We start from the raw sequence: 23,400 nt of genomic DNA on the forward strand, positions 1-23,400 counted from the left end.
CCCGGGGGAGCGGGGGAGGGTGATCAGTGCTCCTGGCCGGCCAGCAACCGGTCCGTGATCTCCTCGATCCGCTCGCGCAGCCCCTCCTGGCTCTTGCCGCCGTCGAGCCGCTCACCGCCGATGACGTATGTCGGGGTGCCGGTCACGCCGATCGCCTTGCCCTCGGCCTGGTCGGCGTCCACGATCAGGATGTGCCGGCCGTCGACCAGAGCGGTGTCGAACTCCTCAGCGTCCAGGCCCAGTTCGCCGGCCAATTCGACCAGGAAGGGTTCTCCCGCACGGCCCAGCTCCTCGACCCGTCCCAGCAGGGCCTCCGCGTAGGTCCACCCCTGGCCCTGCTCCCACGCCTCCTCCACGGCCTGGGCGGCGGCGAAGGCGTGCTTGTTCTTCGCCAGGGGGAAGTGCCGCAGCCGCAACTCGAGACGGTCGCCGTAGCGGGCGCGCAGGGCACGGAGATCGTCCAGCGCGGTACGGCAGTCCGGGCACTGGAGGTCGCACCAGATCTCGAGGACGGGGGCGGGGGTGGAGTCGCTCATGCGGACAGTCTTCCAGCCGCCGGGTGCCGCGGTCGCCCCAGGGCCGGAGCCCGCACCGGCACCGGCACCGCACCGGCACCTGCGGAGGAGGTGACCCGGAGATGTCCCTGATGTCGGGCCGGGGCATGGCCCGCCGGGGTGCGGTGGGTGCAGGATGGAAGGGACGAAGTGTCCCTGCTCGACCGCGCACGCCTGGAGGACCGGATGATTGCCGAGACCGTCTGCTCCGCCGTGTCCGCGGCGGGCCTGGGCATCGCGGCCGTCGCGGCGTACCGCAAGCGTTTCCTCGCGGCTGTCCGTATCGCGGCGTACTCGCTGGTGCCGATCGGCCTGGTGATGACGGGTGTCGTCGAGTGGCTGGCCGACACCGCGTTCAGCCCCACGGCCTGGGCCGGGTTCGCGCTGCTCGGCCTCGCGTGGGTGCTGTTCATGACCACCCGGGTCGTGGAAGGCCGCCGCGGCGGCACCCGCAAGGAGCGCCGGGAGGCGGCCCGCGCGGCGGACCGGACCGACGCGGTCGCTCCGGCAGCCTCGCCGCCCTCTCTGGGGGAGGGCAACCGCCCGGCGGCCCGGCCTGCGGCGTCCCGGGGCGACGACGACTTCAGCGACATCGAGGCCATCCTCAAGAAGCACGGCATATGACGCCCCGCGTGCCGGGCTGAATCGTCACAGTGGGTCCCGCGGGCGCGCGGAAGTGATCACAACTCGAACCGGACCTCGCGGAATCGGTGCACTCCCGCACGGAACGAGGCCCCTGATCGCGTCCGGCCGGGCAACTGCGTCATCATCGCCGCGAGATGCTGGACACGACGAAACAGAGCGACCCCGCCCCGCCGCAGGACGAGCCACATCCTGCGCGGGACGACCCCCGTCCTGCGCAGGACGAGACCCGTGGTTGCCTCTTCGCCCTTTCCCAGCCACCGCTGATGATCTTCCTGGCGGTGATCGGGTGTCTGCTGCTCATGGCCTCGTTGCACGATCTGCTGTTGCTGTGAGCCGTACCCGCGGTACCCGGCGCCACCCGCCGGGGCCGCGTCGGCATCGACGACCCCTGTGGCGGCTCCCTCAGCCTGCCGCTTCCTTGCGGCGCGCCCGGTACGCGGCCACGTGCAGGCGGTTTCCGCAGGTACGGCTGTCGCAGTAGCGACGCGAGCGGTTGCGGGACAGGTCGACGAAGGCGCGGCGGCAGTCGGGCGCCTCGCACCTCCGCAGCCGTTCCTGCTCCCCGGCGACCACGAAGAACGCCAGCGCCATCCCGCAGTCGGCGGCCAGGTGGTCGGCGACGGAGGCGCCGGGGGCGAAGTAGTGGACGTGCCAGTCGTAGCCGTCGTGATCCGTGAGCCGGGGCGTGGTGCCGGCGGCAGCGACCAGCTCGTTGATCTGGCCGGCGGCGGCCCGGGCGTCCGGGGCGGCGAAGACGGCGGCGAACCGCCCGCGGATCTTGCGCACCGAGGAGAGGTCGAACTCCGAGAGCACCCCGACGTCGCTGATCTCGTGGTTGCGTACGAACTCCGCGAGGGTCGCCACGTCCGGCAGCCCGTCCGGTGCCGCGTCGTCATCCGGTGCGGTGTTCACCAGATCGACCACGGTGTCGAGGGCGCACCGGGTGTCGTGGGTGATCAGCACGATTCGCTCCCTGGCCTGGGGGTCGGGCGGGCGCCCGCCGATGCTGGCCGATGGTAACGGCTCCGACATCGCCGGACCGCACTCATGCCCGCACACGGCTTCGACAACAACGCCGCCGGACCCTCCGTGGTTCCCACCTCACCCGCCGGCGGCCCCTGGACATACGCGAACCGGCGCCGCCCCGCGTGAACCGCGGTGCCGGCGCCGGTGTATCCCGTATGCGGTTGTCCAAGCCCGTGCCGTCTCCCCGAGTCGACGGCGCCGGGCGGCTTGGTGAGCGCCTCGCCCTAGCTTTCCGCCAGGATGTGCGAGAGCTCCTGGTCGAGATCGAAGTGCCGGTGTTCCGTGCCGGGCGGCACGGCGGCGTCGGTCCGCTTCAGGAAGGACTCCAGGGCCCGTGCGGGGGCCTCGAGCAGGGCCTCGCCCTCCGGCGAGCTCAGGGCGATGCACACGACGCCCTGACCGTGGCTGCGCGACGGCCAGACGCGGACGTCGCCGGTGCCCGTAGGGCGGTGAAGTCCCTCGGCGAGGAGGTCGCGGGCGAACACCCACTCGACGGTCTCCTCGGCTCCGGTGTGGAAGGTGGCGTGCACGGCGTAGGGGTCGGCCGTGTCGTACCGCAGGCCTGCGGGGACAGGCAGGGAGGACTCGCTCGACACAACGAGGCGCAGGTGCAGCTCGCAGCTGACCGTGGTGTTCATAAGCGCCAGGGCCTTTCGCTCAGTGTGCGCTCGGGGATTCGCACGTCGGCGAAATCGACATGCCACCTACGGTGCCGTTGTAAACCCCTCTGAGTGTTTTGGGTGCCTTTACGTAACTCTTCCGGCCGAGAGATCGTTCGCGTCGTGCGTCCATTCCGGTGACTGGTTTCGCTCGGGTAGTGTTCGGCCGTATGAATACGGGGAGTAACGAGCCGGGCGAGGTGGCCGTGGCGTCGGACGAGACCGGGACGAGCGAGGTGCACGGCGAGCGGGGACTCGGCTCGCGGGCGCCGGAATTCATCAAGGCCCGTCGTCTGCTGCACGTGAGCTGGCAGGTCGGCGTTTTCATCATCGGGCTCGCGGTCGTCGTGACCGGCATCATCATGCTGCCCCTGCCCGGGCCGGGCTGGGTCGTGATCTTCTGCGGCATGGCGATCTGGGGGACGGAGTTCGTGTGGGCGCAGCTGGTGCTCCGCTGGACCAAGCGGAAGGTCACCGAGGCGGCGCAGCGGGCCCTCGACCCCAAGGTGCGGCGGCGCAACATCATCCTGACGACCATCGGGCTGGTCATCGTGGCCGTACTGGTCGGTATCTACCTGTGGAAGTTCGGCATGGTCATGCCGTGGAAGATCGAGAACCAGTGAGCCGAGCAGGGGGTGCCGTCTCGGCCGGTGCCGGCCGGTGCTGGTCACAGGCACCCCCTGACATGGGGTAATCTTCTTCCTGCGTCCGGGCGATTAGCTCAGTGGGAGAGCGCTTCGTTCACACCGAAGAGGTCACTGGTTCGAACCCAGTATCGCCCACCGGATCGACGGCCCATCTGCGTATGTGCAGGTGGGCCGTTTTCTATGGGTGCGGCGGGCCTGCGGGCTCCTGGTGCCTGAGGCCGTGTGCGGGGCCTGCCGTGCGGCAGCAGCCGGCCGGCGGCGTGGCCGGAGCGTGTCGACCCGGTCCGTCCGCCTGTGGGGTGCCTGGGCTGCGCGGTCCGCTCGTGGCCGCGCGCCGACGTGGCGGGGGCGCGCCGATGAGGGGCCTGCTGCCGTCCGCCTGCCCCTGGGGCTCCCGGCTTGTCACCTGGTGGGCGCCCGAGAGCCTGTGGGCGGCTGCAGGTGCGGTCTCCGTTCGCCGGTCCGGGGGTGCTTGGCTGCCGCGTCCGCCGATGGCCGCCAGGCGGTGCTGTCGGGTGGGTCCGCAGGGTGAGGCTGCACATACCGGGCCGCCCCGACCGCTCGCCGCGGCTCGCGCCCCTCACCCCCTGCCACCACTGCACCCCCCACTCGGTCACCCTCCAGCCACCACCTGGCCGAAACCGGACCACACTCGGCACGCTCATCCGCCCCCGCCCCACCCTCGTCTTTCGGTCGCCCCCGAAACCCGTACGGCCGTCGGTCGTCCGTTCGGCTCCCCGGTCGCGCTCACCCCACCAGCGACGTCACCCGAACCCGCCCCCGGCTCCGCCCTGTTGTCCCGGTCCGCCGCACACCCCCTCGGCAAGAAATTCCTGTCCGAATCATTGACGCACTCTCACCCTCTCCGTAACTTGTGCCAGCAAGCGCTTACTTGAAACGATTCATGCGAGCGGGATGACGTGCGGGGAGGTCCAACCGTGGTGAACGGTGGGAATGTTGAGAGGCGAACGATCCTGAAGGCGGCCGGTGCCACGGCAGCCACGCTGGGGCTGGCCGCGACCACCGGTTGCGGTGGTGACGGAGGGGCCTCCGCGGATGGAACGGTGACGATCCGTTACGCGTGGTGGGGTGCGGAGGACCGCGCCGAGCGCATCAACAAGACCATCGCGCTCTTCGAGAAGAAGTACCCGAAGATCAAGGTGAAAACGGACTTCCAGCAATATCCCGACTTCTGGAAGAAGTTCAACACCCAGGCCTCCGGCGGAAATCCGCCGGACGTCTTCCAGAATGCCGTGGGTTTCCTGCGTAAATACGACGCGAAGAACGTGTTGCTCGATCTCAGCGAGCAGGTCAAGGCCGGCAACCTCCGGATGGAAGGATTCCGCGCCGGACTCGAGAAGTTCGGCGAGATCGACGGCAGGCTCCTCGGAGTTCCGGTCGGTTCCAACTCGATGGCCCTGGTCATCGACAAGCCCGTCTACACCAGGGCGGGCGTGAAGCCGGAGATGGGCTGGACCTGGGGCGACTACGACGCGGCGATGAAGAAGATCCGTGACAAGACGGGCCGCGCCGGCGACAGCGGCATGTACGGCACCATGTACCTCTACGACCTCTACCTGCGCCAGAACGGCAAGGCGTTCTTCACTGAGGACGGACTCGGCTTCACCGAGGCCGATCTGACGGACTGGTGGGCCAAGGCCAAGAAGGGCGTCGAGGAAGGCCTCTTCTCCGATCCCAAGAAGGTCGTCCAGATCAAGCCCAAGTCGGCGCTCGCCGCGGAGCTCTCCGGCGGCGAGTTCACCTGGGACAACTTCACCGTCCGCTACACCGCCGAGGGCAAGAGCGAGTACGCGCTGGCGCCGATTCCCACCACGGACGGCAAGAAGACCGGCCAGTACCTCGGCTCGCTCATGCTGAGTGCCTCCAAGCGCACCCAGCACCCCAAGGAAGTCGCCCAGTTCATCGACTTCATGGTGCACGATCCCGAGGTCGCCAAGATCATGGGCTACGACCGCGGTGTGCCCGCGACGCAGGCCCAGTTCGACGCGTACAAGCCGACCGATCCGGTCAACAAGGCGATCGCCGCCTACGAGGAGTCCCTCGTCGAGGCGGGTGTCCTTGAGCCCATCACGCCGCACCCGAACGGCGCGGACATCTGTGAGTCCGCGTTCCTGCGCATCGCCGAGGAACTCGGCCTGGGCAAGCGGTCGGTGGACGACGCCGTCAAGCAGTTCTTCTCCGAGTCGAAGACGGCTCTCGGCAGCTGATGGGAACCACCGTGACACACGCCCCTGCGATGGAGGACCTGTCCCAGGACTCCGAGCCGCGGCACGGTCCGGTGAAGCCCGAGCGCCCCGCCGCCCTCACGCGGCGGCGGCGCCGGGAGAACCTGGCCGGCTATCTCTTCATGTCCCCCTGGATCGCCGGGTTCCTGCTGCTCACCGCGGGCCCGATGGCCGCCTCGCTCTACTTCGCGTTCACCGACTACAACCTGTTCGACGCCCCCAAGTGGATCGGCCTCGACAACTTCTCCGAGATGTTCGGCGATCCCCGCTGGCGCCACTCGGTGCAGGTGACGCTCTGGTACGTCGTCGTCGGTACGCCGCTCAAGCTGCTCGCGGCCCTCGGTGTGGCCCTGCTGCTCGCACAGAAGCGGCGCGGGCAGGCCTTCTACCGTGCGGCCTTCTACGCGCCGTCGCTGATCGGCGCGAGCGTCTCCGTCGCGATCGTCTGGAAGGCGATCTTCTCGGACGACGCGATCGTGGACCGCGTGCAGAAGACCTTCGGGATCGACGTCGGCGGCTGGACCGGCGACCCGGACCTGATCATCTACAGCCTGGTGGCCCTCACCGTCTGGCAGTTCGGCGCCCCCATGGTCATCTTCCTGGCCGGCCTCAAGCAGGTCCCGCGCGAGCTGTACGAGGCGGCCGAGGTCGACGGGGCGGGCAAGCTGCGGCGGTTCTGGAACATCACGCTGCCGATGATCTCCCCGGTCCTGTTCTTCAACGTCCTGCTGGAGACGATCCACTCCTTCCAGATCTTCAGCTCGGCGTACATCGTCGGCGGCGGCGCCGGAGGCAACGCCTGTGGTCCCGCGGACGGCTCGATGGTCTATACCTGCTACCTCTACGTCCAGGGCTTCGAGAACAGCCGGATGGGGCTGGCCTCCGCCATGGCCTGGGTGCTGCTCGTGGCGGTCGCCCTGGTGACGGCGGTGCTGTTCTGGTCACAGAAGCGCTGGGTGCACTACGAGGAGGGCGCCCGATGAGCGCACAAGCCACCGACGTGAAGCCCTCCCCGGGGGCCGGGGCGCTCCGTCAGAAGCTGCCCGGCTCCCTCGCCTGGCACCTCGGGTCCCTGCTCGTCCTCGCGGTGATCCTCTACCCGGTGGTCTGGGTCATCGGCGGGTCCCTCAAGAAGAGCGAGGACATCGTCGGCAGCCTGGACCTGCTGCCGGCCGACCCGATCCTCGACAACTACAAGAGCCTCGCCGACGGCATCGCCGACATCCCGATCTCCACCTTCTTCTTCAACTCGCTCTTCCTCGGGGTCGGTTCGGTGATCGGGATCCTGGTGTCCTGCTCGCTGACGGCGTACGCCTTCGCGAGGATCGGGTTCGCCGGCCGCAATCTGCTGTTCACGCTGATGATCGGCACCCTCCTGTTGCCGTACCACGTGCTGCTGATCCCGCAGTACGTGCTGTTCCGCAACATGGAGATGATCAACACCTACACCCCGCTGCTGCTGGGGAAGTACCTGGCCACGGAGGCGTTCTTCGTCTTCCTGATGGTGCAGTTCATGCGCAACATGCCCAGGGAGCTGGACGAGGCGGCCCGCCTCGACGGCTGCGGGCACCTGCGGATCTACTGGTCGATCATGCTGCCGCTGTGCCGGCCGGCCCTGATCACCAGTGCCATCTTCACCTTCATCAACTCCTGGAACGACTTCATGGGCCCGCTGATCTACCTCAACGAGCCCGACAAGTACACGGTCTCGCTCGGCCTGAAGATGTTCGTGGACCAGGACGCGGTGGCCAACTACGGCGGCATGATCGCCATGTCGCTCGTCGCGCTGCTGCCGGTCCTCGCCTTCTTCCTCGCCTTCCAGCGCTATCTGATCGACGGCATGGCCACGTCGGGTCTGAAGGGCTGAGGTGAGCATGGCCGGGACACGGGTGAAGGCACGGGGCGAGTCGGCACTGGCCGAGCGGTTCGCGGTGTTCGCCGAGTGTCTGCTGACCGGTGTGTGGATCGCGGTGGCCTCGCTGGGGGTCGTGACGTATCCGGCGGCCTTCGCCGCCGGGGCGCGGCACCTGCGGCGCCGAGCCGCCCACGAGGGTGGCGGCTGGCGGGAGTTCGTCTCCGACTTCCGTACCGCCCTGCGGGGCGGGTGGCTCGCCGGGCTCGCCGGGTGGGTGGCGGTGGCCGCGGTCTGGGTCGACGTGCAGGCGGCCCGGGCGGGGATTCCCGGCGGGCCGCCGGCCGGGGCGGTCGGCGTCGTCGCGCTGCTCGGGCTCGTCGTGGCCGGACTGCGGGCGGCGGCGGTGTGGACGCCGGAGACCCGCTGGCGGACGCTGCTGGCCCAGGCCGGGCGCCGGACGGTGCTCGACCCGGCCGGGTCCTTCCTGATCATCGGCGGACTGGCCGTGGTGGTCCTGTCCGCCTGGTTCACCGCGCCGCTGTCGGTTCCCGTCCTCGGGGCCGTCGCGGCGGCGGCCGTCGCCGTGGAGGAGCGGTACCGGCGCCGCTGAGCGGCGGTGCCCCTCCCCATCGGGTCGGTGGCCCTTGTGGCGCCGCACCCTCTCTCTGTCATGCCCCTGACCCCGCACGGATTCGCTTCCCGCACGGACAAGGAAAGGCATCAACTCTATGTCTCCCATCCCCCGCAGGTCCCTCCTCAAGGCAGCCGCCGTCGCCGGAGCCGCCGCCCAGTTCAGCTGGGCGCTGGGGGCGCAGGACGCGCAGGCGGCCCCCAGAGCCGAACCCGCCGACGCCGACCCGGTGACCCTGGACTGGCTGGAGGACGGCGGCCTCGGCGCGGCACCCGGCTCCACCGTCGGAGTGCCCTGGCCGAAGGGCGCCTACCAGGAGGACCAGACCTTCGCGCTCACGGACGCGGACGGCAAGGCCGTACCCGTGCAGTCCTGGCCGATCGCCTACTGGCCCGACGGCTCCCTCAAGTGGACCGCGCACGCCGTCACATCGGGCAACGGCAAGCTCAGCCTCAAGGCCGGTTCGCCCGCCGCGCCCGAGAAGAAGGTCACCGTCGACAAGCGCGGCGGCACCATCGACATCTCGACCGGCGTCATCACCGCGAGGATCGGCAAGGCGGGCTCCACGATCGTCAAGTCGGTCTCCAGGGGCTCCACCGAGATCGCGAAGAACGGCCGGCTCGTGCTGATCCGCCAGCCGGAGTTCGAGGACGAGGACCAGGGCGCGGTGAAGACCGAGCGCTTCGACGGTGCCGTCTCCAAGGTCACCGTGGAGCAGGAGGGACCGGTCCGCGCGGTCGTCCGCATCGACGGCAAGCACCGCAAGGGCAGGCGCAGCTGGCTGCCCTTCTCGATCAGGCTCTACTTCTACGCGGGCGCCGAGTCGTTCCGCATGGTGCACACCATCACCTTCGACGGCAAGCAGGAGCCCGGGAAGGCGAGCGGCGACTTCATCCGCGGGATCGGCGTGCGCTTCCAGGTCCCGATGCGGGACGAGTCGTACGACCGCCACATCCGCATCGGCGGCGACGGCACCGGCCTGCTGCGTGAGGCCGTCAAGGGCATCACCGGCCTGCGCCGTGACCCGGGCGCGGCCGTGCAGGCGGCGCAGTACGAAGGGAAGAAGCTGCCCGACCCGGCCACCTGGGACCAGCGGGTCACCACCCGCCTCCAGTACATCCCCGAGTGGGGCGACTACACCCTCTCCCAGCTGTCCGCCGACGGCTTCACCCTGCGCAAGCGCACCAAGAAGGGCTACGGCTGGGTCGGCGCGGGCGGCGGCCGGCGGGCCTCCGGCTTCGGGTACGTCGGCGGGACGAGCGGCGGATTCTCCTTCGGCCTGCGCGACTTCTGGGAGAAGTTCCCCGCCCAGCTCGACATCCGGGACGCCCACACCGACGAGGCCGAGGTCACCCTCTGGCTCTGGTCCCCCGAGGCACAGCCCATGGACATGCGCTTCTACCACGACGGCATGGGCCAGGACACCTTCCCCGAGCAGCTCGAAGGCCTCAACATCACCTACGAGGACTACGAGCCCGGGTTCGGCACCCCGTACGGCATCGCCCGCACCTCCGAACTGCTCTTCTGGGCCAACGAGTCCACGCCGAGCGCCGAGAAGCTCGCCGAGCAGGTCGAGGCCGTCCGGGTGCTGCCGCAGCTCGCCGCCCCGCCCCAGCAGCTCATCAGGGCCGGAGTCTTCGGCAAGGGCCTGTTCGCCGAACCCGACCGGTCCACCCCGGCCAAGGCGAAGATCGAGGACCACCTCGACTTCCTCTTCACCTACTACAAGGACCAGGTGGAGATGCGCCGTTGGTACGGCTTCTGGGACTACGGCGACATCATGCACACCTACGACACCGTCCGGCACCAGTGGCGCTACGACGTCGGCGGCTACGCCTGGGACAACTCCGAGCTGTCCCCGGACCTGTGGCTCTGGTACGCGTACCTGCGCTCCGGCCGCGCCGACATCTTCCGCTTCGCCGAGGCCATGACCCGCCACACCGGCGAGGTCGACGTCTACCACCTGGGCAAGTGGGCCGGACTCGGCACCCGGCACGGCGTGCAGCACTTCGCCGACAGCGCCAAGCAGCAGCGCATCGCCAACACCACCTACCGGCGCTACTACTACTTCCTCACGGCGGACGAACGCGTCGGCGATCTCATGCACGCCAACGTCGACTCCGACGAGACGTTCCTCGCCCTCGACCCGCTCCGCAAGATCCGCACCGAGCCGTACACGCCCGACCGCCACGCCCTGTCGATCGGCTTCGGCACCGACTGGAGCGGCCTGGTCTCGGCATGGCTCACGGAGTGGGAGCGCAAGGGACCCAAGTGGGAGAAGGCACGCGCGCGTGTGCTGTCCACCATGGAGACCATCGCCGCCCAGCCCAACGGCTTCGTCCAGGGCAGCGGTCTGTACGACCTGGACACCGGCAAGTTCGCCGTGGCCGCCCAGCCCAAGGTGGATGTCTCGCACCTGTCGGCCGTCTTCGGCCTCAACGAGCTGTGCGCCGAGCTCATCGACCTCGTCGAGATGCCGAAGTTCAAGGAGGCGTACCTCGACTACTGCCGCTACTTCAACGCCACCAAGGCCGAACAGGCGGCCCGATACGGCAGCAACTTCGGCTCCCTGATCCTCTTCCAGGGGCACTCGCGCCTCGACGCCTACGCCGCCGTCCAGTCCGGCGACGAGAAGCTCGCCAAGCGCGCGTGGGAGAAGTTCTACAACTCCGACGGCTACAAGGAGTCGGCGCCCTGGAAGACCGAGAAGCTCAGCGGCCCGCTCACGCTGGTGCCGGGCAGTGAGGCGCCCTGGGTGTCCACGAACGAGACCTCGCTGTACGGTCTCGCCGCCATCGAGAACCTGGCGCTGCTCGGCGACAGGATGCCGTAGCGGGGGACCGGACGAGCGGATCCCGGGGTGAGGCACCGGGACCCGCTCGTCCAGGGCCTGGTACTCAAACGGCGCCTGCCGCGCGACGCCCCGGCCCTCCCTAGTCGATGATCTGGTTGAAGAACAGGACGGCCGGGGCCACCACCCCGCCTCCGACGCTCACCGCGACCGGCCACACGTGGCCGGCCAGCACCGCCAGAACAGTGGCACCGATGCCGGCCAGGGCCGCCAGCAGGAAGACGATGGCGGCGCGCTGACTGAGGAGCGGTCCGTCCCGGCCGGGCCCTCGACGGTTGGCCTGTGCCACCTCGGTGCTCCTTACCCGACGCCGTGAACGGGCTCATACGCCCGTTGCCGCGGGGGCGTGCCGTGGCCGCCCGGGCCCGGCACGTCCCACGGATCCTGCGCGGGACGCAGCAGCTCGAAGCGGACACCGCCGTCACCGCCCGTCCGGACCCCGTGCACGGCGGGTTCGGGCAGGCTGTTGTAGTGGAACGGCGTCGAGAAGTAGTACGCGCCGGTGTCCGGGACGGCGATGATGTCGCCGGGTTCCAGGAGCGGCAACGCGCGGTCGCGCGCCAGCAGGTCCCCGGCGAAGCAGGCGGGCCCGGCGATGTCCTGGCGCACCGGCCCGCCGCGCTTGGCCCTCCCGCCGCCGTCGTGCGCCTCGATCCGCAGGGGCCAGGCGTCGGGGTTGAACACGGTCCGGGTGGCCACCTGCACACCGGCGTGGGTGACCGCGATCGGCCGGCCGCCCATGCTCTTGGTGTACTCGACGTACGCGGCGGTGAACCCGTTCTTGGCCAGGACGGAACGCCCGAACTCGGTGACGATCTCGTACCCGCCGGAGAACAGCGCGGGCGCCTGGGCGCGCAGCTGCCGGACGTACGTGTCGAAGGTCGGCGTGGTCTCGTCGTCGGCGAAGTTGACGGGCAGTCCGCCGCCGATGTCGATGCCGACGACCTGGCGCCGTCCCAGGGAGGCGTTGACCTCCTCGGCGAACGCCACGGCCTGCGCGATCCCGCCGGCCATGAGGTCCAGGGGGCAGCCCTGCGACCCGGCATGGGTGTGCACCCAGGTCAGCCACGGATGGTCGTGGTAGGCACGCAGCAACCGCCGCCGGCTGCCCGGGTCCGCCAGGGGGACGCCGAACTTCGAGGTGCTCGTCGCCGTGCTCATGGCGGCGATGCTGCCGCCGCCCAGCTGGGAGTTGACCCGTACCCCGATCCTGGACACCGGGACGCGGCCGCCCAGGATCCGGTCGATCCTGGCCAGTTCCTGGTAGTTGTCCGCGTTGACGGTCACGCCCAGGTCCAGGGCGCGCCGCAGTTCGGTCTCCGTCTTGGCCGGAGAGTCGAAGACGATCCGGTCCGGCGCGAATCCGGCGGCCTCCGCACGGGCCAGCTCACCCGCGGTGGCCACCTCGCAGCCCATGCCGAGCCGCCGCAGCTCCGCCAGTACCGGCACCAGGCAGTTGGCCTTGGCGGCGAACGCGTGCAGCACCCGCGGCGACGAGGGGAAGGCGCGGTGCAGGGAGCCGACGGTCGCGGCGACGCCGTCGAGGTCGACGAAGGCGGCCAGCTGGGACCGCTCGGCGTCCAGCAGTCCCTGCCGCACCGCTTCCTGGAGGATCCGTTCACGCCGCTCGGCGGCGGCGGCGGGGGTCAGTCCGGTCATGGCGAGCCTTCCGGTGTCGGACGCGCAGCACCCGGGACGGCCCCGGGGTGGACTACCAGGCTGCTGCCCGCACCGGGACGGCGTCTTCGTCGAGTCGTCAAAGGCGCGGGCCTCACCCCGGGGCGGTTGGACGCAACAACCCCTGTGTCAGGCACGGGCGTTGTGCGGTACGACGAAGGAGAGGCCCTTCGATGGTGGCCGTGGCCAAGCGGCGGACGGCCCGCACGCGGCCGCGTGTGCCGGTGCGATCGCGTGTGCCGGTGCGGTCGCTCAGGGGCGTGCGCCGTCGGCGTCTCCCTCCAGACGCAACTGCAACTGGGCGAGCAGCCGGGCGTCGGGGCTCTCCAGGTCCAGCCCCGACTCCTGCGTGATACGGCGCAACCGGTAGCGCAGGCTGTTGGAATGGACCCCCAGCGTGCGCGAGGCGGCGGACACGTCGCCGAAGTGGTCGAGGTAGGCGCGCAGGGTCTCCACCAGGCAACTGCCGCTGTGCGTGGCGTCGAACTCCCTCAGCCGGGCCACCGAGGTCCGAGTCGGCAACGTCAACTCGCGCAGGGACTCCATGACTTGCAGGATGCCCACCGTGTCCGCGACGTCCGCGCCCCGCGCGACGGTGCGTGGCCCGGCGGCCGCGACGAGCGCCTGGAGGGCCCGTTCGGCCGACCGGCGCGACGCGGGTGCCCCTGCCAGCCCGGGGGCCACCTCACCGAGCCCGACCTTCACCGACGTGCCGATCGTCGCCGACAGCTGTTCGGCCAGCGATTCCCCGAGCCGTGTCACCTGGCTGTCGGCCCGCCCCGGGTCGCGCTCCAGCCCGCTCACCAGCACCAGGATCCTGCCGCCCGCCGGGACCACCACCACGCGGTGGCCCAGAGCCGTGCAGTGCAGCGTCAGCAGCCCGTACAGCCCGGACGGGGCGTCCTCCCCGTGGTGGCCGGACCCGGTGCCCACCGCCAGGACGGCACAGGGCTCCCGGGGCGGCAGCGAGGCCCGCTCCGCGAGGACCTCCACGGAGCCCCGGTCCTCCAGCAGTGCCCGGGCCGCGTCCTCCACCAGGCGGCTGTCCGAGCTGTGGGTGCGGTGGTGCAGCAGATGGGCGGCGGCGGCCCGGGTCGCCGCACGCAGCGTCTCGGAGGCGTTCGGGGACAGGGGGCGCCCGGCGATCGCCGCCACCCAGATGGACCCCAGTGCCTCTCCGCCCGCCCGTACGGCGCCGACCAGGCGCTCCGGGTCCTGGCCGTGGGCCGGCCGGTACAGCACGTCGCCCGCACCCCACAGTGCCTGGAAGAACCCCGCCTCCCGCATGGCCGCCACCCGCCAGGGCGGCACGCGACGACCGAGGATGGTCAGCCGGCGCATCTCGTCCACGTTCTCCTCGGTGGAGGAGTACGCCAGCACCCGCGACTCCGTGTCCTCGATGGTGACAGAGCCTCCCACCAGTGCCGCCACCGCGTCGGCCAGTGAGTCCAGATCACCCAGGCGCACGCCGCCGGCCGCGGGCAGCGGGGGCACGCCCGCCGAGGCCAGCCCCGCCCGCAGCGCCCCCACGAGCTGTGCCCAGGTGCACCAGGCGGTGCGGAAGAGCACCGCCGTGCGGCTCTCCTCCGCGGCCGCCTGGAGCGCCCGCGCGGTGGGCTCGGGCCGCCCCGGGCCGAACACCACACCCGCCGCGCCGGCCTCACCCGCCCGGCGCACCACGTCGACCGCGTGCGCCGAGCGCGGGTCGACACCGACCGCCAGCAGTAACTCCCGCGGTCTGATGACGGGTTCCAGGGCGTCCAGCACATGGACGCCGGTGACACCCGTCCGCAGACCCTCCGGGGCCGTGTGCAACTCCAGGGCTCCCGCCCCCACCACCGAGAGCAGGTGCTCCAGCGTCCCCCGGTCCTCGCTGGCCGTGCCCCGGCCCGCCGCTTCGTCCAGGTCCGTCATGATGCCTCCCCCGTCCCCGCCCGCCCGTGCCCGGCCGTGCCTCCTGCGGCCGGTGGCTGATCGGACAACGTATGACATCACGCGCCTTGTCCGCGGTCGAGACGCCCTTACGGCACGAACTCGGTGGTGGGGCTAGTTCATCCGTCCCACGGCCTCCCGCACCCGCCGGACGTCCCGGATCCGCTGCTCGTACGTCGCCCCGAGTCCGAGCAGCAGCAGTCCGGCGAGGGCGGGAGGCGCCCAGCGGGGGAGCGCCCCCGTCACCTGCACGACGTACGGGGCGAGTTCGTGCAGGGTGACCAGGGCCAGCACCGAGCCGCCGAGCACCAGCGGCGCCTGGAGGCGGTGCCGGGCTCCCCCCAGGGTGACCACCAGCGCCGCCGTGCCCAGCAGCAGCGGTCGCGTCCAGTGCGGGTCGGCCCAGGCCGCGGCCAGGCTCGGCACGAGGGTGACGGTGAGGCCGGGGCCGTACGCCGTCCAGGACGAGGCCCGCGGGTCGCGGCGCCGGCGCAGGGCACCGACCAGCAGCGCCGGGACGGTCACCGGCAGTGTGTACGCCTCGGGCATGCCGATGTCCCAGGCGGCCAGGCGTACCCAGGCGGCCAGCACGAACAGGGCCGTGGCCGTGTAGCCGACGGGACGGCGGCCGGGTCGCAGCGCGGTGCCCCCGGCGATCACTCCGCACAGGGCCAGTACCAGCGCGAGCATCGGCGGGTCGGTGACGGCGAGGCCCACGGCGAGCAGACCGGCGGCGGCTCCGACGGCCTCGACCGGCACCGTCGCCGGGGAGGCGCCGAGCCGCGCCGCCAGCAGGGCTGCGGCAGCGGGAACGGCCAGGACCAGCAGGGCGGTGCGGGCCGGCGGCCAGTCCGCGGCGGCACCCGTCGCCGAGGCCAGCGCGGCGGCGTGCACGAGGGCGGCCGGAGCCGTGAAGGGAGCCAGGCTCACCTGCCACGAGGCCGCGGCGAACAAGGCCGTCAGCACCGACAGCACGACGAGGGTCGCGGTCTGGGAGGCGAGGGAGACCAGGGTGAGACTGAGGGCCGTGACCAGGGCGAGGACGAGGGCCGAGACCCGCGCGTCGATCCTGGCGTTCCGGCACGCCAACAGCGCGGCCGCCGTCACGACTCCCAGCACCGCCATCCCCGCGGCGTAGGGGATCGCGAAGACCGCCGGGAGCGTCAACGTGACGGCCCAGAGCAGGCCCAGGGCGCCGAGCCGGGCCCGGAGACGCCACTGCTCCGCACGGACCGCCAGGGCGAGAACGGCCGCCACGGCCGGCAGGACCAGGGCAGCCGCCGCCGCGTCCGGCGGCCAGGGCGCCTCGACGGTCACCGCGGCTCGGGCGTCCGACGGCGCCCCGCTCCACACCCGGCCGATCCAGGCGGCCGGTCCCAGCACCACCACGGCCAGGACGGGCAGCGCCCACAGTACGGCCAGCGCCTGTACGGCACCGGAGGCCCAGGCGAATCCCCGCCGTACTCCCTCGGGCAACCGGCTGATCCGTACAGCCGTCAACAGAGCGATACCGACGGCCAGATGCGCCGGCACCGCCCACCCGGACGGCAGCCCGGAGCGGGCCACCCCGCCGAGCGCGGCCACCGTGAGCAGCCCCGAGACGATCGTGAGGCCCAGGGCGTGAGCCGCCCCGGGGCCTCGCCAGGCCGCGCCCAGCGCGATCCCCGCAGCGAGCAGGAGCAGCGCCCCGGCCCGGGACGCGGCGCCCGGGCCGTCGGCCGTCAAGGACAGCCAGCCGGCGCCCAGCACGCCCCAGCCGCCCATGCCGTACGCGCCGACGACCGCCGTGATCCGTACGGAAGCGGTCGTCACACGCAGCGCCACCAGGGCGTCGAGCCCGGCCGTCACCAGCAGCGCGGCCGTGATGCCGTACGGACCCGCGTCCGCGGCCAGGGCCCCCAGCAGCAGCGGGAACTGGGCCGCCGCGAGGGCGGAGGGGAGGGGGAGGCGGAGCGCGGCCGTGGCGGGCAGCAGACCGTACGCCGACCAGACCGCCGCCAGCACCGCCGACGCGGCCGCGGCGTAGCCGGTCCCGTCCGTTCCGGCGAGGGCGGCCCCGTGCAGCGCGTAGGCGTCGAGGACGGTGAGCGCGAGTCCGAGGCCCGCCACGGACTCGGCCGTCGACCGCAGGCCCCGCTTCAGGAGCGGCACGGGCGCGGCGAGCGTGGCCAGCGTGACCGCGCCGAGCACCAGTGCCCGGCCGGTGATGCCCATGTGCCCCCAGCTGACCAGGGTGAACACCGCCGCCGCGAGCGTGAGCAGCACACCGCCGAGTACCAGGAGCACGTTCTGCACGCTGGGTGCGGTGGTCTCATGGCGGGGCGGACGGGCGGGCGGCTGGGTCCGTGCCTGGGCCCGCGACTGCTGCTGCGTCTGCTGCAGGGCCGCGACCAACCAGGCGCGGCGTGCCAGCAACTGGGCCCGTCGGGCGTCCAGTTGCCAGAGCTCGGCGTCGAGGAGCCGCAGTTCCTCGGCCGGGGGCGGAAGGTGCGTCATGGCACGCAGTGTGGTCCGCGTCACCCCGCAGGTCATGAGTGCGGATACTCAGGCGCGTACTCAGCCGGCCCCCGGCCTGAGGGGGCAGACTGCGGTCATGGACTGGAACCACTACCGTTTCCGCAGCCTGTGGCCCCTGCCCGCGCCCCCCGCCGCCGTGTACGAGGTGCTGGCACGCCCCGAGGACTACCCGCGCTGGTGGCGCCAGGTCAGGGAGGTGACCCGGCTCGACGACAGCACCGGGGTCTTCCGGATCCGCTCCGTCCTGCCCTACGACATGACCTTCACGGCACGGCAGGAGCGGCGCGACCCCGACTCCGGTGTGCTGGAGATCGCCGTGTCCGGGGACATCGAGGGCTGGGCGCGCTGGACGGTCACGCCCGACGGGGCGGGCAGTCTCGCGCGCTACGACCAGGTCGTGGGCGTGCACAAGCCGCTGCTGAGGAGGTTCGCCGTACCGGGACGTCCCGTCTTCCGGGCCAATCACGCGCTCATGATGCGGTCCGGGCGGCGCGGGCTCCTCGGGCACCTCCAAGCAGTTTGAAGGAAGCACGCCGGGGCCTGTATTGTTCAGTGCGTTCCCGGGCGATTAGCTCAGTGGGAGAGCGCTTCGTTCACACCGAAGAGGTCACTGGTTCGAACCCAGTATCGCCCACCGGAAACAGCCGGTCCGTCGCAGACGGTCCGGTTTTTTCATGCGCTTCCATGCGCTCTTTCCTGAGGTTCTTCCTGCGGCCCTCCCGCGGTCTCTTGGCGCCCTGACCCAGGACCGGGCCAGCCGCTCAGGCCGCCGCCGGCAGATCCGGACGCAGGGGCCACGCCGGGTCGACCGCCTCGTCCACGCCACTGCGCGCGAACCACGCCTGCAGGCCCCGGGCCTGCGCCGCGTGCCACACCGCCTGCAGCGTGTGCAGCTCACCGGGGGCGAGCCGCTCCAGTCGGGACGCGAACCGGCGGCCCACCGCCCGGGTGACCTCCAGCGCCGCCACGGCATCGGCCGCCGCGTCGTGCGCGCCCTCCAGGGCGACGCCGTAGTGCGCGCACAGGTCGGTCAGGGTGCGGCGGCCCTTGCGGTAGCGGTCCAGATGCTTGTCCAGGACCCGCGGGTCGAGCACCAGCAGCGGCGCCGGCTCGAACCAGCGGCCGAGGGCCGAGGCGCGATGACGGCGCAACTCCCGGTCCAGCAGGGTCAGATCGAACGGCGCGTTCATCACCACGACCGGGCGGCCGGCGTGCGCCTGCGTGGCCAGCGCCTCCGCTATCTCGTACATCACCGGCGCCGGCCAACGGCCGTTGCGCTGCAGGTGTTCCTCCGTCAGCCCGTGCACCGCCGTCGCCTCGGCGGGCACCGGCACTCCCGGGTTCACCAGCCAGCGGCTCACCCGCGGCCGGACGCCCGGCGCGTCCTGGACGACGACGGCGGCCGACACGATCCGGTCGGTCTCGACGTCCACGCCCGTCGTCTCCGTGTCGAAGGCGGCCAGCGGCCCCTCGTACCAGCACGTCGTCATACCCACACAACCCCTCGTTCACCTTCGGCAGTTGACGCCCCGTCCGCTGCCCGAACCGGTGATACCCGGGCTGTTTGCGCCGTACGCCGGAAGGAGACAACAGGAGTACGGGTTGTTGCAGTTCAGCGGCCCGCAGCGGGGACCTGACTGTTCTGGAAGGCTGTTGGCCATGGCCGTTGCGCAGCCCGAACGGGGCGGGCTGCTGCCCGAGCGCACGGCTCCCTCTCGCGGCACTCTCGCCACCACCGCCTGCATGGAGACCCTGCAGGTCGGCTATCTGCACGCCGTCGCGGCGGCGGCCGGCTGCTCGCTGTCCCAGCCCTTTCCCGACAACGGCATCGACTGGCACGTCAGCCACAGCGCCCCCGGGCACACGGTCGACGACGAGGTCACCATCAAGGTGCAGCTCAAGGCCACCTACCAGGTGCCGCCCAACCCACCGGGCCGCACCTTCTCCTTCACGCTCGACAACGACCACCTGGCCAAGCTCGCCCGCACACCGGTGTCCGTGCACAAGATCCTGGTGGTCATGCTGGTGCCGCGCGCCCAGGACGACTGGCTGCGCGCCGGCCACGACCGGCTCGACCTCAGGCACTGCTGCTACTGGACCAACCTCGCCGGCCACCCGATCACCGGCCGCCGCCGCACCACCGTGCGCATACCGACCGCGCGCATCTTCGACGACCGGGCGCTGTGCGAGATCATGACGCGGGTCGGGACGGGAGGAAGACCGTGACGCACCGCCCGACCGAGGAACCCCTCAGGCCCGTGCGGCCCCACCCCGCCGACACCGCCCGGAACGGACCCCCGCCCGGGCCCGCGGAGGTCGACCCGGCCGCGCTCGGCGCCCTGCTGCGGCGGCACGGCTGGCAGCGGCGCGGCGGCGCCCCGGGACGCTACGGCCGCTGGACCCCGCCCGGCCCGGGCGGCAGCGGCACCAGTCTGCTCGTGCCGGAGAGCCGCGCCTTCCCCGACAGCGACGAGCTGCTCGGCGAGGCCCTGCTCGCCCTGTCCCGCAGCGGCTCGCCCTCCGCCCGCGAGGTCCTCGTCTCCCTCGCCGTACCCAGCGACGAGATCCGCTGGTGGCACGACGTCCCCGCCGGACCCGCCGGCACGGCGCCCTGGACGGTGGAGGACCGGCTGCGCACCGCCGCGCGCCGGATGCTGCTCGCCGCGGCCCTCGCCGCACGCGCGCGTGCCGGCTACCACGGCGCCCGCCACCGGCGCTCCGCCGCCGCCACCCTGGAGAACGTCCTCGTCGGCTCCGCCACCGGTGGCCGGCTCACCGCCTTCTTGCCCGTCGCCGGCGGCCGCCCGATCGCCGTGCGTCTCCACCAGGCCCTGTACGCCGCCCGCGAGGCCATCGACTACCAGCGCGCCACCGGCGGCATGGACGCCTTCGACGGGGCTGTCGAGGCCGGAGTGAGCCATGAGCTCACCGAGGCCCTCGTGGCCCTCGTCCGGGGAACCGAGGGCGCCCGGATCGCCGTCGAGTGGGCCCCGGCGGCCGGAGTGCCCGAGGGCTGCGCGCCCTTTGCCGAGCCCGTCGGGTTCTCACCCGGCGACCTGCCCGTGCTGCGTGAGGCGGGCGCCCGCTACCTGCGCGAAGAGCCCGCCGTGCCGGTGCGCATCACCGGGGCGGTCACCCGCATGCGCAGGTCCGGGCCGCGCGGCGACGGCACCGTGCGGCTGCGGGTGCTGGCCGGGGCCGCGGTGCCCCACGTCCGGATCACCCTGGACGAGGAGGCGTACCGGATCGCCGGGCACGCCCACCTCGTCGGGCTGCCGGTGCGGGTGCAGGGCCGGTTGGAGAGCCGGGGCGGATTCCGGCGCCTCACCGGGGCCCACGGCGTCGTACCCGTACAGGTCGACGACGCCGAGCGGGACCGGCTGATGAAGGAGCTCCACGAGAACCTCGACTTCTTCGAGGAGGCCTGCGGCGGGGACTGCGCGGAATGATTTCGCGAAGGGCGGTCCCGGGTCGGTACGATCCTTACTCGTGCGCGCGCTCCGGTATGGCGCCGCAGCCCCCTTCAGTCAGGAGAGACCGGTGTCAGACGTCCGTGTGATCATCCAGCGCGATTCCGAGCGGGAAGAACGCGTGGTGACGACGGGCACTACGGCCGCCGAGCTCTTCGCCGGCGAGCGTTCGGTCATCGCCGCGCGCGTGGCCGGCGAGCTCAAGGACCTGTCGTACGCGCTCTTGGACGGTGACGAGGTCGAGGGCGTCGACATCTCCTCCGAGGACGGCCTGAACATCCTGCGCCACTCCACCGCGCACGTCATGGCGCAGGCCGTGCAGGAGCTCTTCCCCGAGGCCAAGCTCGGCATCGGCCCGCCCGTCAAGGACGGCTTCTACTACGACTTCGACGTCGAGAAGCCGTTCACGCCCGAGGATCTCAAGGCCATCGAGAAGAAGATGCAGGAGATCCAGAAGCGCGGGCAGAGGTTCGCCCGCCGCGTGGTCACCGACGAGGCCGCCCGCGAGGAGCTGGCCGGCGAGCCGTACAAGCTGGAGCTGATCGGCCTCAAGGGCTCCGTCGCCGTTCAGGATGGCGCCGACGGCGCGGACGTCGAGGTCGGCTCCGGCGAGCTGACGATCTACGACAACCTGGACGCCAAGACCGGCGACCTGTGCTGGAAGGACCTCTGCCGAGGCCCCCACCTGCCGTCGACCCGTGCGATCCCGGCGTTCAAGCTGATGCGCAACGCGGCCGCCTACTGGCGCGGCAGCGAGAAGAACCCCATGCTCCAGCGCATCTACGGCACCGCCTGGCCCACCAAGGACGAGCTGAAGCAGCACCTGGAGTTCCTCGCCGAGGCCGAAAAGCGCGACCACCGCAAGCTCGGCAGCGAACTCGACCTGTTCTCCGTCCCGGAGCAGATCGGCTCCGGCCTCGCCGTCTTCCACCCCAAGGGCGGCATCATCCGCCGGGTCATGGAGGACTACTCGCGCCGCCGCCACGAGGAGGAGGGCTACGAGTTCGTCTACACCCCGCACGCGACGAAGGGGAAGCTCTTCGAGACCTCGGGCCACCTGGACTGGTACGCCGACGGCATGTACCCGCCCATGCAGCTCGACGAGGGCGTGGACTACTACCTCAAGCCCATGAACTGCCCGATGCACAACCTGATCTTCGACGCACGCGGCCGTTCCTACCGTGAACTGCCGCTGCGCCTCTTCGAGTTCGGGACCGTGTACCGGTACGAGAAGTCGGGCGTCGTGCACGGCCTGACCCGGGCCCGCGGCTTCACCCAGGACGACGCGCACATCTACTGCACGCGTGAGCAGATGTCGGAGGAGCTCGACAAGACGCTCACCTTCGTCCTCGGCCTGCTGCGCGACTACGGCCTGACCGACTTCTACCTGGAGCTGTCCACCAAGGACCCGGAGAAGTTCGTCGGCTCGGACGAGGCCTGGGAGGAGGCGACGGAGACGCTGCGCCAGGTCGCCGAGAAGCAGGGCCTGCCCCTCGTCCCGGACCCGGGCGGCGCCGCTTTCTACGGCCCGAAGATCTCCGTCCAGACCAAGGACGCCATCGGCCGCACCTGGCAGATGTCGACGATCCAGCTCGACTTCAACCTGCCGGAGCGCTTCGACCTGGAGTACACCGGCCCGGACGGCGCCAAGCAGCGCCCGGTCATGATCCACCGCGCCCTGTTCGGCTCCATCGAGCGCTTCTTCGCGGTCCTCCTGGAGCACTACGCGGGTGCCTTCCCGGCGTGGCTGGCCCCGGTCCAGGCGGTCGGCATCCCGATCGGCGACGCGCACGTGGAGTACCTGGAGAAGTTCGCCGCCGCGGCCCGGAAGAAGGGCCTGCGGATCGAGGTCGACTCCTCCTCCGACCGCATGCAGAAGAAGATCCGCAACGCCCAGAAGCAGAAGGTCCCCTTCATGGTCATCGCGGGCGACGAGGACATGTCCCACGAGTCCGTGTCCTTCCGCTACCGCGACGGCTCCCAGGAGAACGGCATCCCCTTCGACGAGGCCATCGCGAAGATCCAGAAGGTCGTCGAGGAGCGGGCGCAGGTCTGATCGCACTGCGTACGGGCCCCCGGGGAGATCCGGGGGCCTTTGCCGTCCTCCCAGCTCGACGCCATATGCTGCACTGCATGACGAGTGAGCCGGAGCAGCAGCTGGGAGTAGGGACGCGGGACGCGTTCCAGCGACTGTGGACGCCCCACCGGATGGCCTACATCCAGGGCGAGAACAAGCCGACCGGCCCGGGCGCCGGCGACGGCTGCCCCTTCTGCTCGATCCCGGCCAAGTCCGACGAGGACGGCCTGGTCGTCCGCCGCGGCGAGCAGGTCTACGCGGTGCTCAACCTCTACCCGTACAACGGCGGGCACCTGATGACCGTGCCCTACCGCCACGTCGCCGACTACACCGACCTCACGGCCGCGGAGACCGCCGAGCTCGGCGAACTCACCAAGCAGGCGATGACGGCCCTGCGCACGGCGTCCGGCGCGCACGGCTTCAACATCGGCATGAACCAGGGCACGGTCGCGGGCGCGGGCATCGCGGCGCACCTGCACCAGCACATCGTGCCGCGGTGGGGCGGGGACACCAACTTCATGCCGGTGGTGGGCCACACGCGGGTGCTCCCGCAGCTGCTCGCCGACACCCGCAAGATGCTGGCGGAGTCCTGGCCGACCGGCTGAACGCGACG

21 protein-coding genes and 2 tRNA genes are annotated in these 23,400 nt (G+C 71.4%); 15 read left to right on the forward strand and 8 right to left on the reverse strand.

Annotation, left to right across the window (positions count from 1 at the left end):
- Positions 1–23: 23 nt before the first annotated feature.
- Positions 24–536 (reverse strand): DsbA family protein, encoded by a 513-nt coding sequence (locus ACZ5TL_RS14140; RefSeq protein ID WP_468589847.1) that lies wholly within the window; start codon positions 534–536, stop codon positions 24–26.
- Between the two features lie 204 nt (positions 537–740).
- On the opposite strand from ACZ5TL_RS14140, the gene ACZ5TL_RS14145 reads away from it, so the two are divergent.
- A complete protein-coding gene (locus ACZ5TL_RS14145) occupies positions 741–1,178 on the forward strand; it encodes a hypothetical protein (RefSeq protein ID WP_468590040.1) in 438 nt (145 codons plus the stop codon).
- Between the two features lie 155 nt (positions 1,179–1,333).
- Complete coding sequence (locus ACZ5TL_RS14150; protein ID WP_468589849.1) at positions 1,334–1,531, forward strand: hypothetical protein; 198 nt, start codon at positions 1,334–1,336, stop codon at positions 1,529–1,531.
- 70 nt (positions 1,532–1,601) lie between these two features.
- On the opposite strand, the gene ACZ5TL_RS14155 is transcribed toward ACZ5TL_RS14150, so the two are convergent.
- Both ACZ5TL_RS14155 and ACZ5TL_RS14160 read right to left on the reverse strand, forming a co-directional pair.
- On the reverse strand, positions 1,602–2,162 hold the full coding sequence (locus ACZ5TL_RS14155) for a CGNR zinc finger domain-containing protein (protein ID WP_468589851.1): 561 nt from the start codon (positions 2,160–2,162) through the stop codon (positions 1,602–1,604).
- 287 nt (positions 2,163–2,449) lie between these two features.
- Positions 2,450–2,863, reverse strand: coding sequence for an SsgA family sporulation/cell division regulator (locus ACZ5TL_RS14160; RefSeq protein WP_004002642.1), 414 nt, complete (start codon positions 2,861–2,863; stop codon positions 2,450–2,452).
- Positions 2,864–3,054: 191 nt separating this feature from the next.
- Between ACZ5TL_RS14160 and ACZ5TL_RS14165 the strand changes: the two genes are divergently transcribed.
- The 7 genes from ACZ5TL_RS14165 (at position 3,055) to ACZ5TL_RS14195 (ending at position 11,096) form a co-directional block, all read left to right on the forward strand.
- Entirely contained in the window at positions 3,055–3,507 is a 453-nt protein-coding gene (locus ACZ5TL_RS14165; RefSeq protein WP_468589852.1) for a TIGR02611 family protein, read from the forward strand.
- Positions 3,508–3,594: 87 nt separating this feature from the next.
- Positions 3,595–3,666: transfer RNA gene (locus ACZ5TL_RS14170), tRNA-Val, on the forward strand.
- An 803-nt stretch (positions 3,667–4,469) separates the two neighbouring features.
- The gene (locus ACZ5TL_RS14175) at positions 4,470–5,759 is read left to right on the forward strand and encodes an ABC transporter substrate-binding protein (RefSeq protein WP_468589853.1); all 1,290 of its coding nucleotides are present in this window, start codon (positions 4,470–4,472) and stop codon (positions 5,757–5,759) included.
- Entirely contained in the window at positions 5,759–6,760 is a 1,002-nt protein-coding gene (locus ACZ5TL_RS14180) for a carbohydrate ABC transporter permease (protein ID WP_468589855.1), read from the forward strand. The genes ACZ5TL_RS14175 and ACZ5TL_RS14180 overlap by 1 nt, the downstream gene beginning before the upstream one ends.
- Entirely contained in the window at positions 6,757–7,644 is an 888-nt protein-coding gene (locus tag ACZ5TL_RS14185) for a carbohydrate ABC transporter permease (protein ID WP_468589856.1), read from the forward strand. Before ACZ5TL_RS14180 ends, ACZ5TL_RS14185 begins: the two co-directional genes overlap by 4 nt.
- Before the next feature lie 7 nt (positions 7,645–7,651).
- A complete protein-coding gene (locus ACZ5TL_RS14190) occupies positions 7,652–8,242 on the forward strand; it encodes a hypothetical protein (protein ID WP_468589857.1) in 591 nt (196 codons plus the stop codon).
- 118 nt (positions 8,243–8,360) lie between these two features.
- Positions 8,361–11,096: an exo-rhamnogalacturonan lyase family protein gene (locus ACZ5TL_RS14195; RefSeq protein ID WP_468589858.1), complete on the forward strand. Its 2,736-nt coding sequence runs from the start codon at positions 8,361–8,363 to the stop codon at positions 11,094–11,096.
- A 100-nt stretch (positions 11,097–11,196) separates the two neighbouring features.
- Here ACZ5TL_RS14195 and ACZ5TL_RS14200 read toward each other — a convergent pair whose 3' ends face one another.
- The 4 genes from ACZ5TL_RS14200 to ACZ5TL_RS14215 form a co-directional block, all read right to left on the reverse strand.
- Positions 11,197–11,403: a hypothetical protein gene (locus tag ACZ5TL_RS14200; protein ID WP_468589859.1), complete on the reverse strand. Its 207-nt coding sequence runs from the start codon at positions 11,401–11,403 to the stop codon at positions 11,197–11,199.
- A gap of 11 nt (positions 11,404–11,414) precedes the next feature.
- Complete coding sequence (locus ACZ5TL_RS14205; protein ID WP_468589860.1) at positions 11,415–12,773, reverse strand: type III PLP-dependent enzyme domain-containing protein; 1,359 nt, start codon at positions 12,771–12,773, stop codon at positions 11,415–11,417.
- A gap of 270 nt (positions 12,774–13,043) precedes the next feature.
- A complete protein-coding gene (locus ACZ5TL_RS14210; protein WP_468589861.1) occupies positions 13,044–14,705 on the reverse strand; it encodes a helix-turn-helix domain-containing protein in 1,662 nt (553 codons plus the stop codon).
- Between the two features lie 132 nt (positions 14,706–14,837).
- Complete coding sequence (locus tag ACZ5TL_RS14215; RefSeq protein ID WP_468589862.1) at positions 14,838–17,255, reverse strand: SCO7613 C-terminal domain-containing membrane protein; 2,418 nt, start codon at positions 17,253–17,255, stop codon at positions 14,838–14,840.
- A gap of 61 nt (positions 17,256–17,316) precedes the next feature.
- Here ACZ5TL_RS14215 and ACZ5TL_RS14220 point away from each other — a divergent pair, with 61 nt between their 5' ends.
- Both ACZ5TL_RS14220 and ACZ5TL_RS14225 read left to right on the forward strand, forming a co-directional pair.
- Positions 17,317–17,763: an SRPBCC family protein gene (locus ACZ5TL_RS14220; protein WP_468589863.1), complete on the forward strand. Its 447-nt coding sequence runs from the start codon at positions 17,317–17,319 to the stop codon at positions 17,761–17,763.
- A 39-nt stretch (positions 17,764–17,802) separates the two neighbouring features.
- Positions 17,803–17,874, forward strand: a tRNA-Val gene (locus ACZ5TL_RS14225).
- 127 nt (positions 17,875–18,001) lie between these two features.
- Here the strand turns inward: ACZ5TL_RS14225 and ACZ5TL_RS14230 are convergent.
- Positions 18,002–18,730, reverse strand: a complete 729-nt coding sequence (locus ACZ5TL_RS14230; RefSeq protein ID WP_468589865.1) for an exonuclease domain-containing protein — start codon at positions 18,728–18,730, stop codon at positions 18,002–18,004.
- Positions 18,731–18,899: 169 nt separating this feature from the next.
- Between ACZ5TL_RS14230 and ACZ5TL_RS14235 the strand changes: the two genes are divergently transcribed.
- The 4 genes from ACZ5TL_RS14235 (at position 18,900) to ACZ5TL_RS14250 (ending at position 23,392) form a co-directional block, all read left to right on the forward strand.
- Positions 18,900–19,466 (forward strand): DUF4365 domain-containing protein, encoded by a 567-nt coding sequence (locus tag ACZ5TL_RS14235; protein WP_468589866.1) that lies wholly within the window; start codon positions 18,900–18,902, stop codon positions 19,464–19,466.
- Positions 19,463–20,689: a hypothetical protein gene (locus ACZ5TL_RS14240; RefSeq protein ID WP_468589867.1), complete on the forward strand. Its 1,227-nt coding sequence runs from the start codon at positions 19,463–19,465 to the stop codon at positions 20,687–20,689. The genes ACZ5TL_RS14235 and ACZ5TL_RS14240 overlap by 4 nt, the downstream gene beginning before the upstream one ends.
- A gap of 91 nt (positions 20,690–20,780) precedes the next feature.
- The gene (thrS, locus tag ACZ5TL_RS14245; protein ID WP_468589869.1) at positions 20,781–22,766 is read left to right on the forward strand and encodes a threonine--tRNA ligase; all 1,986 of its coding nucleotides are present in this window, start codon (positions 20,781–20,783) and stop codon (positions 22,764–22,766) included.
- Positions 22,767–22,831: 65 nt separating this feature from the next.
- Positions 22,832–23,392, forward strand: coding sequence for an HIT family protein (locus ACZ5TL_RS14250; RefSeq protein ID WP_468589870.1), 561 nt, complete (start codon positions 22,832–22,834; stop codon positions 23,390–23,392).
- Positions 23,393–23,400 lie beyond the last annotated feature (8 nt).

This window comes from Streptomyces sp. NPDC033136, assembly GCF_055578235.1.